This is a genomic window from Streptomyces altiplanensis, from assembly GCF_053591575.1.
The window spans coordinates 1-10,942 of record NZ_JBSFUB010000153.1 but is presented as its reverse complement, the minus strand read 5'-3'; the positions used below and the strand labels follow the sequence as shown (position 1 = coordinate 10,942).

Below are 10,942 nucleotides of genomic sequence, written 5' to 3'. Positions count from 1 at the left end.
TCACGGCGGGAAGGGGCGGGCCGGGTCCGGGAACAGCTTCCCGGACCCGGCCCGCCCCGGCGCCGCTCAGGCCACGATGCCCGTCACCGTGCCGGCGCCGACCGTGCGTCCGCCCTCGCGGATCGCGAAGCCCAGCCCCGGCTCCAGCGGCACCTCACGTCCCAGCTCGACGGTCACCGTGACCGTGTCGCCGGGGCGCGCGACAGCCGTTTCGCCGAGGTCGATGTCGCCGACCACGTCCGCGGTACGGATGTAGAACTGCGGCCGGTAGCCGCTCGTGACGGGCGTCGTACGGCCGCCCTCCCGCGCCGACAGGACGTACACCTGCGCGGTGAAGCGCCTGCTGGGCACCACGCTGCCCGGCGCCGCCACGACGTGGCCGCGGCGCACGGCGTCGCGCGGCACGCCGCGCAGCAGCAGCGCGACGTTGTCCCCGGCCTCGGCGGACTCCATCGGCTTCCCGAAGGTCTCCAGACCGGTGACCACCGTTTCGCCCGCTTTCGACGTCACAGCCGAGCCCAGCACCTCCACCCGGTCACCGACCCTGACCGTGCCGCGCTCGACGGCACCGGTGACGACCGTTCCGCGCCCGGTGATGGTCAGCACGTTCTCGACCGGCATGAGGAACGGCGCGTCCGTGTAGCGCTCCGGGATCGGTACGTACGTGTCCACCGCGTCCAGCAGCGCCTCGATCGCCGCGGTCCAGCGCGGGTCGCCCTCCAGCGCCCTGAGCCCGGACACCCGCACGACGGGCACGGCGTCGCCGCCGTAGCCGTGCGCGGACAGCAGGTCGCGCACCTCCAGCTCGACCAGGTCGGTGAGTTCCTCGTCGCCCGCGTCGGCCTTGTTGAGGGCGACGACGATGTGGTCGACGCCGACCTGGCGGGCGAGCAGGACGTGCTCGGCCGTCTGCGGCATGATCCCGTCGAGCGCGGACACGACGAGGATCGCCCCGTCGAGCTGCGCGGCTCCGGTCACCATGTTCTTGACGTAGTCGGCGTGGCCCGGCATGTCGACGTGCGCGTAGTGCCGGGTGTCGGTCTCGTACTCGACGTGCGCGATGTTGATGGTGATGCCGCGCAGCGCCTCCTCGGGGGCCCGGTCGATGCGGTCGAACGGCACGAAAGTGCCGGTCCCCCGCTCGCTCAGGACCTTGGTGATGGCGGCGGTCAGGGTGGTCTTGCCGTGGTCGACGTGGCCCATGGTGCCGATGTTCAGGTGCGGCTTGGTGCGCACGTATGCCGTCTTGGGCATGGTGATCTTCCTCGGAAGGTCGAAGCGTGAGAGGGACCCCTGGGCCTTGCCGACCCTCCCCCTGCGGGGTCCGCCGGACGATCCGGGAAGGGTCAGCTTCGGGCGCCGCCGAAGGGCGCTGCGGCAGCGACTGCCGCGGAGGTGAGTGCCGCGGAGGTGAGTGCCGCGGGAATGTTCACGGCAGCCTTCGGCGCGTCCGCTACTGCGGTCTGCGCTGCGAGGAAGGCGTGCCTGGACATGTCGTCGATCCTCGCCGACGGCCGCCCTCGCGTCGAACGGTTTTCTCTCCCTCCCCGGCCCTTCGGCGACCGAGGTGGGGAGAGGAGGTTCACGAAGCCGTCACGAGGCGGTGCGGTGCGCATTACAGCGATCACACGCGGTTCTCGGTTAGTCTCCCCGGATGCTCGAGCCCGCCGCTTCGCCCGCAGGTTTCACCGTCCGGTGCACCAGGACGCTGCTCTCCCCCTGGTCCCGGCTGTCGCTGCTCGTGGTGATGCTCGCGGCAGCGGTGACGACGGTGCTGGTCTTCGAACCGCAGCGGTTGCTGAGCGCGGGCTGGCCGCCCCAGCTGAGCGGTGCGGCGGCCGTCGTGCTGTTCGGTCTCGCGTACGGACTGTGCACAGCGGCGTTCGTACCGCGGCCGATCCTCAATCTCGCCGCGGGTGCCCTGTTCGGCTCGCAGGCGGGGCTCGTCTCCGCCGTCGCGGGAACGGTAGTCGGCGCCGGTATCGCCTTCGGCCTCGGCCGGGTGCTGGGCCAGGAGGCACTGCGTCCGCTGCTGCGCGGGCGGGCGCTGCTCGCGGCGGACGGCCAGCTGAGCCGGCACGGTTTCCGCACGATGCTGGCCGTCCGGCTGTTCCCCGGTGTGCCCTTCGCCGCCGCCAACTACTGCGCCGCGGTCTCCCGCATGGGGTGGCTTCCGTTCCTCCTGGCGACGGGGATCGGGTCGGTCCCCAACACGGCGGCGTACGTCATCGCGGGAAGCAGCGCCTCGTCCCCGACGTCTCCCGCGTTCCTGATCGCCATGGGGTTCATCGCGCTGTCCGGACTCGGCGCGGCGGTGGTCGCCTGGTGCAAGCGCCACCGGCTGCGCGGTACGACCGGCAAGTAGCCGAACGGGGCCGCCGGATCCGGTCCCTGCCCGGCCGGGCACGCAGACGGGGGCTTCCCGCGGGGGCTGTCGCCGCGGACGATACTCTGCCCAGCGACGGACCTGACCGCATCTGCACGCTGCTGCACAACACATCCGGGACGGCATTAGCCCCATGAGTTGGTTCGAATCATTCATCCTCGGACTCGTCCAGGGGCTCACCGAGTTTCTGCCGATCTCGTCGAGCGCCCACCTTCGGCTGACAGCCGCCTTCGCGGGCTGGCACGACCCGGGCGCGGCCTTCACCGCGATCACCCAGATCGGCACCGAGGCGGCCGTCCTCATCTACTTCCGCAAGGACATCGCCCGGATCGTCTCCGCCTGGTGCAAGTCCCTCGTCGACAAGTCGATGCGCGGTGACCACGACGCCCAGATGGGCTGGCTCGTCATCGTCGGCTCCATCCCCATCGGCGTGCTCGGCGTCACCTTCAAGGACCAGATCGAGGGCCCGTTCCGCGACCTGCGGCTGATCGCCACCACGCTGATCGTCATGGGCATCGTCCTCGGCATCGCCGACCGCCTCGCGGCCCGCGACGAGGCCGGCGGCAAGCACCGCGCCGTCAGGGAGCGCAAGACGCTCAGGGAACTGGGCGTCAGGGACGGCCTGATCTTCGGCGTCTGCCAGGCCATGGCACTGATCCCGGGCGTCTCGCGCTCCGGCGCGACGATCAGCGGCGGCCTGCTGATGGGCTACACCCGCGAGGCGGCGGCGCGCTATTCGTTCCTGCTCGCCATCCCCGCGGTGCTGGCTTCCGGCGTCTTCGAGCTCAAGGACGCGAGCGAGGGCGGCCACGTGTCGTGGGGTCCGACGATCTTCGCGACGATCATCGCCTTCGTCGTCGGCTATGCCGTGATCGCCTGGTTCATGCGTTTCATCACGACGAAGAGCTTCATGCCGTTCGTGATCTACCGGGTCCTGCTCGGCATCGCACTGTTCGTCCTGGTCGGCACCGACACGCTGAGCCCGCACGCGGGCGAGTCGGCGGGCTGACCCGCACCTCCTGCCGGTCTCACCGGTCTCACCGGTCTCACCAATGCGAAGGGCGCGTCAGCGCGGGCGGGAGCCTGGTGCCGGCGTCGCCCTTCGCCGCGTTCAGCTGCGACTGGGTGAGGAAGAAGCTTCCGGTGAGGTCGGCGCCCGAGAGGTCGGCGTCACGGAAGTCGGCCCCGATCAGGTCGGCCACCCGCAGGTCGGCGCCCCGGAGATCGGCGCCTATGAGGTACGCCCCCCGCAGGTCGGCGCCGTGCAGGTCGGCGCCCTGAAGCTTCGCACCGATGAGGTCGGCGCCCCTGCGGTCTTTGGTCCGGCGCCCCTTCTTCCCCTTGCCGCCCTTCTGCCCCCGCTGCCCTTTCCCGTCGCCTTTCCCGCCGCCCTTCCCGCCGCCCGTGACGCCGGCGCGCACGAGTTCGCTCGTACGCAGGAGGAGAGCGTTGACGTCCTGCCGGTGCGCTGCCACGTCCAGCGCCAGCAGCTCGTCCGGGCTGCCCTGCGAGAGGCGCTCGACGGTGGCGAGGGCGGTGCGGAGGTCGCCGTGGAGGGCACGGGCCGGCTCCAGCTCCAGTGCCTCGTTCAGGTACCAGAGCAGTTCGTGGAGCTGCCGCACGACGGGGAGGAGGGCGAACATCTGCCGCGCGGTGCCCGGGGCCTGCCGCCAGTCCTGTCCGGCGTAGGTGACCTGGGAGATCCGCTGCCCCGCGCCGAAGCAGTCGTACACGGTGCAGCCCTGGAAACCCTGCGGCCTCAGGCGCTGGTGGATACCGCAGCGGAAATCGTCCTGGAGGTTCGGGCAGGGCTGCCCGGCGTCCTTGTCGATCGCGAAGTCCGCGGAGGCCGTGAAGGCGAGTGCGACACAACACAGACCGAAGCAGTTCGCACAGTCGGCCCGCAGGTCGAGACCGCCTCGGCCGGGGACGGATGTGGTGTGAACGCGCTGCTCGGACAAGGTGTGCGACCTCCTGGCGGGGTGGCGGGCACCGCCGCCCGGCGCCCGGCGCTCCACCCTAGTGCGAGGAAAGCCACTGCCGTACTGGTGCTCGCTGTCAGTGCCTCGCCGTAGTCTTGTCGCATGTACCGCTCACCCCCGCCGTCTGGTTCCGTGCGGCCCCTGACCGAGGCGAACGAGGCGATCCGCGCCCTGGTCGAGTCGCGCACGGACGGGTCATGGCCTGCGGACGAGTACGAACTTCTGCTTCTGCAGTGGGACGCGGCCGTGCGCGGCGAGGTCGTCGAAGTGGCCTAGGCACCACCCGGCGGTTCATACGGCCTTCCGGCCGATCGCCCGTTGGTCCGTGGAGCGGCCACCGCACGGTGATCGGCGGAATCCTGCCCCGCCGGGCTGCGGGCGCCACCAAGGCGACCCGCTCCGCGCCGGTGCGCCTCTCGCGGTGTGCGGAGCTCTTGGCGTGCGGGGCTCTTGGCCCGGGACGCGCACTGCCGGAGACTGAACCGATGACGCAGCGCGCAGAGCTCGCGACCGTGATGGACAGACTGGCCATCGACGCAGTGATCACCGGATACGCCGTGGCCGTGGACGACGCCGACTGGCACGCCTACCGCGCCCTGTTCACCCCGGACGGCCGGGCCGACTACCGCACGGCAGGCGGCATCGAGGGGCCGGCCGCCGAAGTCGCGGACTGGCTGGCACAGACGTCGCGGCTCTTTCCCGTACGCCAGTACCTCGTCGTCAACCGGCAGCTGCGGCTCGAAGACCGCAACGGCGACACCGGGGACCGTGCGGAGCTTCAGGCCGACTATGTGAACCCGATGCGGCCGGAAGCCGCGCCCGGCGACAGCGGCGGGTCCGAGCCGACGGCCGGGCCCGCCCTCATGTCCGGCGGACGCTGCGCGTTCGGCCTGCTGCGTACGGAGGACGGCTGGCGGCTGCACTCCGTGACCGTGCGGGAGAAATGGCGGCGCACCACGCGCTGACGTGCGGGAAAGCCCGTTACGTCCGGGCCGCTGCGGGCACACTGTCCGCGATCGCCGCGCTCCCCCACACTGGTGGCAGGGACTGCTCCCGGGCCCCTTACGGGGGCAGAGCGGCAGGACGAGGAGGCGCCGCATGCGGATTCCGGCCGGCCGGCAGGAGTGGCTGTCATCGCCCTGGCGGCGCGGCGCCGTCGCGGTTGCGCTCGGGGCACTGCCCGCGCTCGCCTTCCCCGTGCCCTCCCTCGGGTGGTTCGCGTACGTCGCCCTGGTGCCGTGGATGCTGCTGATCCGCTCCGCCCCGACGGGCCGGCGGGCGGCGCTGGACGGCTGGCTCGGCGCCACCGGCTTCATGATCGCCGTACATCACTGGCTGGTGCCGAGCCTGCATGTGTTCATCGTGGTCCTGGCGGCACTCCTCGCGCTGCTGTGGCTGCCCTGGGGGTGGCTGGTCAGGTCGATGCTGGGCGGGGAACCGTCGGCCCGCCGCGCGACGGCCGCGCTCGCTGTCGTCCCCTCCGGCTGGCTGATGGCCGAACTGGTCAGGTCCTGGCAGGGCCTGGGCGGCCCGTGGGGACTGCTCGGTTCGAGCCAGTGGGAGGCCGCCCCCGCGCTGCGGCTGGCTTCGGTCGGCGGTGTCTGGCTGGTGAGCCTGCTGGTGGTCGCGGTCAACACCGGCGTCGTCGTGCTGGTGTCCGTGCGCCGGGCCCGTACGCCCGTGGTGGCCGCGGCGGCGGCCTGCGCTGTCGGGGTGGGCGCCGTGTGGGCGTGGGCGCCGCGCCCCGAACCGTCGGGCCGGGTGCGTGTCGCGGTCGTCCAGCCCGGTGTCGTCGACGGCGCCGGGGCTCCCGAGCGGCGCTTCGCGCGCGGCGAGGCGCTCACCCGCGACCTGGCGGGGCAGGACATCGACCTGGTGGTGTGGGGCGAGAGCAGCGTCGGCGCGGACCTGACCGAACGCCCCGGCCTCGCGGCCAGGCTCGCCGCCCTCTCCCGGGCGGTCGGCGCCGAAGTGCTGGTCAATGTGGACGCACGGCGCTCCGACCGGCCCGGCATCTTCAAGAGCTCGGTCCTGATCGGCCCGGAGGGCGCCACCGGTCAGCGCTACGACAAGATGCGCCTGGTCCCCTTCGGCGAGTACGTCCCGGCGCGTTCCGTGCTCGGCTGGGCGACCTCGGTGGGCAAGGCGGCGGGCGAGGACCGCAGGCGTGGCACGAGCCCCGTGGTGATGACGCTCTCCGGAAGCGGCGCGGCCGACGGACTGCGCGTCGGTCCTCTGGTGTGCTTCGAGTCGGCTTTCCCCGACATGAGCAGGGAGCTGGCCCGAAGCGGCGCGCAGGTGCTGGTCACCCAGTCGGCGACCTCGACGTTCCAGAACAGCTGGGCGCCCGAGCAGCACGCCTCGCTCGCGGCGCTGCGGGCCGCCGAGAACGGGCGCCCGGTGGCGCACGCCACGCTCACCGGCGTCAGCGCGGTGTTCGGCCCCGACGGCGAGCGGGCCGGCCCGCCGCTGGGGACGGACCGGAGTGCTTCCGCGGTGTACGACGTCCCGCTGGCCCGGGGCACGACGGTGTACGCCGGGCTCGGCGACTGGGCCGTCCACGGCGCACTCTCCGTGCTGGTCCTGCTGTGCGCGGCCGAGGGCGTACGGACCCTCAGGCGGCCCGCTGCTCCTCGGCCGCCCGGACCACCCGCTCGCACAGCTCGTGAGTCAGCAGCGCGTCCCGGGCGCTGAGCAGCTTTCCGGCCCGTACGGCGCCGAGGAAGGAATCGACGCACTGCTCGATGCCGCGCTGGTGGGCCACCGGCACCCAGTCGCCGCGGCGGCGGACGGTCGGCTGCCCCTTGTGGTCGACCACCTCGGCGAGGTTGACGACCTGGCGCTTGGTGTCCTGGCCGGAGACTTCGAGGATCTCCTCGGTGGAGCCGTTCATCCGGTTCATGGTGCCGATGGCGGTGAACCCGTCGCCGGAGAGCTGGAGGACGACGTGGTGCACGAGGCCCTCCACGACCCGGGCGCGTACGTCGATGTGGTCGACCGTGCCGGGGACCAGGAAGCGCAGGGTGTCGACGACGTGGATGAAGTCGTCGAGGACGAGGGTGCGCGGGTCCTCGGGCAGGCCGACGCGGTTCTTCTGCATGATGATCAGGTCGCGCGGGTGCTCGGCGCACTGCGCGTAGCCGGGTGCGAGGCGGCGGTTGAAGCCGACGGCGAGGCTGACGCCGCGTTCCTCGGCGAGCCGCACCAGCCGCTCGGACTCGGCGAGTTCGTACGCGAGCGGCTTGTCGACGTACGTCGGCACTCCGGCCTCCAGGAGCCGGGTCACGATCTCGGGATGCACGGCGGTGGGCGCGTGCACGAAGGCGGCGTCCAGGCCCTGGCCGAGCAGCGCGTCGAGGCCGGTGTGGCACTGCGCGCCGGGGATGCGGTGGGACGCGGCGACCCGCGCGAGGGTGGCGGGGGTGCGGGTCTGCAGGTGCAGTTCGAGCCCCGGCACGGCGGTCAGTACCGGCAGGTACGCCTTCTGCGCGATGTCTCCGAGCCCGATGACGCCGACCTTCACTGAGGGTCCCCTAACGCTGTGCCTGGTGGTCCCGGATCTGCGGGTCCGGTGCCCCGGCAGCATACGTGCGCTGCGGCGGCAGCCAGTCGGCGATGCCGTCGAAGGCGCGCAGGGCCAGTCCGGGGCCGAAGCCGGCGAGCGTCATCAGGGTGTCGCGCAGGGCGGCGCCCGGGGCGCTGCGGACCGACATCAGCCTGGTGATCCTCGCGGACTTGCGGACGATGCCGGTGGTACGCGGCAGCCGCTCGGCGGAGTACGCCGCCAGGCCGGTCCCGACGTCGCCCGCGTCCGGGAGGTGGTGGGCGAGGACGATGCCGTCCTCGATGGCCTGGTTGCCGCCCTGGCCCATGGTGGGGGCCATGGCGTGCGCGGCGTCGCCGAGCAGCGCGGTCCTGCCGCGGTGGAAGGCGGGCAGCGGCGTGACGAGGTGGCGCACGTCGTGCCGCAGGACCTCGTCGGGCCCGGCCGCGGCGACGATCTCGGGGACGGGGCTGTGCCAGTCGCCGAACCTGCGCAGGAGTTCGGCCTTCTCGCCGTCGGGCGAGCGGCCTCCGGCGGGGACCGCTGCGGCGGCGTACGCGTAGATCCGGCCGTCCAGGAGCGGCTGGCTGCCCCAGAGGGCGCCGCGGCCCCAGGTCTCGTGCGGCGCGAAGGAGCCGGCGGCGGCGGCCGGCACGACCATGCGCCAGGTGGTGATCCCGGCGTAGACGGGGCCGGGGTGGTCCGGGAAGAGGGCGCGGCGCATCGCGGAGTCGACCCCGTCGGCGCCGACGACGAGGTCGGCCTCGATGTCCCCGTCGGGGGTGGTGACGACGGCGGCGCGGCCGCCCGCCACCCCGGGGTCGGCGAGCGTCGCGGGCGATCCGGTGCGCAGTGCCCCGCCGGGCAGCCGGGCGGCGATGCGGTCGATCAGGGTGGCGCGGTGGACGAGGACGAGGGGACCGCCGAAGCGCTCGGCGGCGGCGGAACTGTTCGTACGGCAGAGCCAGCGGCCGCCGGGCGAGCGCATGCCGCCGTCGCCCTGCCAGGCGGCCAGCTCGCGGATCTCCTCGCCGAGACCGATGACGTCGAGGGCGTGGTGCCCGTTGGGGGCGAGGCCGATTCCGGCGCCGACCGGTTCCACGGCGGCCGCGCGTTCCAGGACGGTGACCTGCCAACCGCGCTGGTGCAGGGCGACGGCAGCGGTCAGCCCGCCGATCCCGCTTCCCACGACGACGGCGCGGGGCTGCGACTGGGGCTTGGGCTGGGAGTGGGCAGTGACGGCCATGGCTCCTCCTCGGCAACTACACCTGTAGTGACTTCTTCACCGTACTACAGGTGTAGTTGCGGGCGGTAGGCTGTTCCCATGACCGCACGCGCCGCCGCCGCGGGCCGCTCCCGGCCCGAGCTGATCACCGACACCGCCCTGATCCTGCTCGTGGAGCGCGGCATGCGCGGACTCACCCACCGGGCGGTGGACGAACGCGCCGGGCTCCCCCAGGGCTCCACGTCCAACTACGCCCGCACGCGCCAGGCACTGCTGGAGGCGACGGTGCGCCGGCTGGCCGAACGCGAGGCGCAGGTCCTCGCCCTCGACGGGGTGCCGGCCCCGTCGGCCGGCCTCGACGGCGTCGTCGGAGCCTTCGCAGCCGCCCTCCACCGCTACCTGACCCACCACCGCGAACTGCTCGTGGCCCGCTACGAACTGGGGCTCGAAGCGACACGCCGGCCCGAGTTGCGCGAGTTCTACGACACGACCGGCCGGCACCGGTTCCGGGAGCCGCTCAACGCGCTGATGGCGGCGGCGGGTTCACGGGAGCCGGAGCGGCACGCCCTGTCGCTGGTGGCCTGGTGCGAGGGGCTGATGTTCTCCTGCGCGGCCGGTTCGTACCACTCCGCGGTACCCGGCGAGGAGGAACTGCGCCGGGGGTTCGGCGAGTTGCTGCACGGCATGCTCGGCACGCCCGGCGCCCCCGGTACGCCCGGCACCCCTGGTACGCCCGGTACGCCCGGTACGCCCGGCGCATAAACGATGGCGTCGGGCAGACCGGTGAACGACGATGATCACCATGACGAATCCTGAGCGCATCCCTCCCTCCACCACCGCCGGTGAACGCGAGATGCTGGACAGCTGGCTGGAGTTCCACCGCGAGACGCTGGCCCTCAAGTGCGCGGGCCTGAGCGAGGAGCAGCTGCGGGAGACCGCCGTGGAGCCCTCGGACATGTCGCTGCTCGGTCTCGTACGGCACCTGACGGAGGTCGAGCAGGGCTGGTTCCACCGGGTGCTCGCCGACGAGGACGTGCCGCGGCCCTACACCAGCGACGAGAACCCGGACGGGGACTTCCACTTCACCGGCCAGGACACCTGGGCGCAGGCGCACACCGCCTGGCGCGAGGCGGTCGGCCGGTCGCGCGAGCTGGCCGCGACGCGCTCGCTCGACGACCTGATGGAGGGCAGGCACCGCAGTGGAAGGACGTACAACCTCCGCTGGATCTACGTCCACATGATCGAGGAGTACGCCCGCCACAACGGCCACGCCGATCTCCTCCGCCAGCGCATCGACGGCGCCACCGGCGAGTAGTCCGGGGTGCTCGCGGCTCCGCCCCGCGCGGGGCCGCGCCGGCCGGGCCCCCGGGAAGGGGCGGGGAGCAGGAGCGTGACGTCCGCCGGACACCACCGTTCCGGATCACTCGTGCGGGCCAATCTCCCCCGGTGATCTCCCCAAACCGCCTCGCGCCCAGCAGAGTTGCGCGGGTGCACCGAACGAGAACCACAGCGAAGTTCCTCATGGGGGTGGCGGTCTCGGCCGCCTCCGTCTCCGCCACCGGATGCGTGGCGGTGGAACCACGGCCCGCTCCTGTGCCCGTACCCGCCGCGGACGCGCCGCCGGCCTCCCAGAACGTGAAACCGCAGATCGTGCAGGCTCCCGCCCGCGAGGCCCTGGACGCCGCGCTCGAACCCTCGCGGAAGACCGCGCCCCGGGCCGCGCCGCGCGAGGCCCCCGCGGTCCGCCGCACCGGGGCGCCCCCGCCCTCCCCCCCCCCCGGCCCGCCCCCCCCGCCCCCCCCCGC

Annotated in this window: 11 protein-coding genes and 1 pseudogene; 8 read left to right on the top strand and 4 right to left on the bottom strand. The window is 72.9% G+C overall.

What is annotated here, in order from left to right:
• Window positions 1-66: 66 nt before the first annotated feature.
• Window positions 67-1,254 (bottom strand): elongation factor Tu, encoded by a 1,188-nt coding sequence (gene tuf, locus ACWD0Y_RS34485; RefSeq protein ID WP_450264210.1) that lies wholly within the window; start codon window positions 1,252-1,254, stop codon window positions 67-69.
• Between the two features lie 400 nt (window positions 1,255-1,654).
• On the opposite strand from tuf, the gene ACWD0Y_RS34480 reads away from it, so the two are divergent.
• Both ACWD0Y_RS34480 and ACWD0Y_RS34475 read left to right on the top strand, forming a co-directional pair.
• Window positions 1,655-2,365: a TVP38/TMEM64 family protein gene (locus ACWD0Y_RS34480; RefSeq protein WP_450264209.1), complete on the top strand. Its 711-nt coding sequence runs from the start codon at window positions 1,655-1,657 to the stop codon at window positions 2,363-2,365.
• 154 nt (window positions 2,366-2,519) lie between these two features.
• Window positions 2,520-3,395, top strand: a complete 876-nt coding sequence (locus tag ACWD0Y_RS34475) for an undecaprenyl-diphosphate phosphatase (protein WP_450264208.1) — start codon at window positions 2,520-2,522, stop codon at window positions 3,393-3,395.
• Between the two features lie 37 nt (window positions 3,396-3,432).
• On the opposite strand, the gene ACWD0Y_RS34470 is transcribed toward ACWD0Y_RS34475, so the two are convergent.
• Complete coding sequence (locus ACWD0Y_RS34470; protein WP_450264207.1) at window positions 3,433-4,347, bottom strand: pentapeptide repeat-containing protein; 915 nt, start codon at window positions 4,345-4,347, stop codon at window positions 3,433-3,435.
• Between the two features lie 123 nt (window positions 4,348-4,470).
• Between ACWD0Y_RS34470 and ACWD0Y_RS34465 the strand changes: the two genes are divergently transcribed.
• The 3 genes from ACWD0Y_RS34465 (at window position 4,471) to lnt (ending at window position 7,062) form a co-directional block, all read left to right on the top strand.
• Entirely contained in the window at window positions 4,471-4,644 is a 174-nt protein-coding gene (locus ACWD0Y_RS34465) for a hypothetical protein (RefSeq protein WP_176710151.1), read from the top strand.
• A gap of 209 nt (window positions 4,645-4,853) precedes the next feature.
• Window positions 4,854-5,333: a nuclear transport factor 2 family protein gene (locus ACWD0Y_RS34460; RefSeq protein WP_450264206.1), complete on the top strand. Its 480-nt coding sequence runs from the start codon at window positions 4,854-4,856 to the stop codon at window positions 5,331-5,333.
• 133 nt (window positions 5,334-5,466) lie between these two features.
• The gene (lnt, locus tag ACWD0Y_RS34455) at window positions 5,467-7,062 is read left to right on the top strand and encodes an apolipoprotein N-acyltransferase (protein WP_450264205.1); all 1,596 of its coding nucleotides are present in this window, start codon (window positions 5,467-5,469) and stop codon (window positions 7,060-7,062) included.
• Here the strand turns inward: lnt and ACWD0Y_RS34450 are convergent.
• Together ACWD0Y_RS34450 and ACWD0Y_RS34445 are read right to left on the bottom strand one after the other, a co-directional pair.
• Window positions 6,983-7,891 carry a Gfo/Idh/MocA family protein gene (locus ACWD0Y_RS34450; RefSeq protein WP_450264204.1) on the bottom strand — a complete coding sequence of 303 codons (909 nt, stop codon included), beginning with the start codon at window positions 7,889-7,891 and terminating at the stop codon, window positions 6,983-6,985. The genes lnt and ACWD0Y_RS34450 overlap by 80 nt on opposite strands.
• A 10-nt stretch (window positions 7,892-7,901) precedes the next feature.
• Window positions 7,902-9,158 carry an FAD-dependent monooxygenase gene (locus ACWD0Y_RS34445; RefSeq protein ID WP_450264203.1) on the bottom strand — a complete coding sequence of 419 codons (1,257 nt, stop codon included), beginning with the start codon at window positions 9,156-9,158 and terminating at the stop codon, window positions 7,902-7,904.
• A gap of 78 nt (window positions 9,159-9,236) precedes the next feature.
• On the opposite strand from ACWD0Y_RS34445, the gene ACWD0Y_RS34440 reads away from it, so the two are divergent.
• The 3 genes and pseudogenes from ACWD0Y_RS34440 to ACWD0Y_RS34430 form a co-directional block, all read left to right on the top strand.
• Entirely contained in the window at window positions 9,237-9,899 is a 663-nt protein-coding gene (locus ACWD0Y_RS34440; RefSeq protein ID WP_450264202.1) for a TetR/AcrR family transcriptional regulator, read from the top strand.
• 40 nt (window positions 9,900-9,939) lie between these two features.
• Complete coding sequence (locus tag ACWD0Y_RS34435) at window positions 9,940-10,452, top strand: DinB family protein (RefSeq protein WP_450264201.1); 513 nt, start codon at window positions 9,940-9,942, stop codon at window positions 10,450-10,452.
• Window positions 10,453-10,625: 173 nt separating this feature from the next.
• A pseudogene (locus ACWD0Y_RS34430) lies at window positions 10,626-10,942 on the top strand (hypothetical protein); the annotation flags it as partial.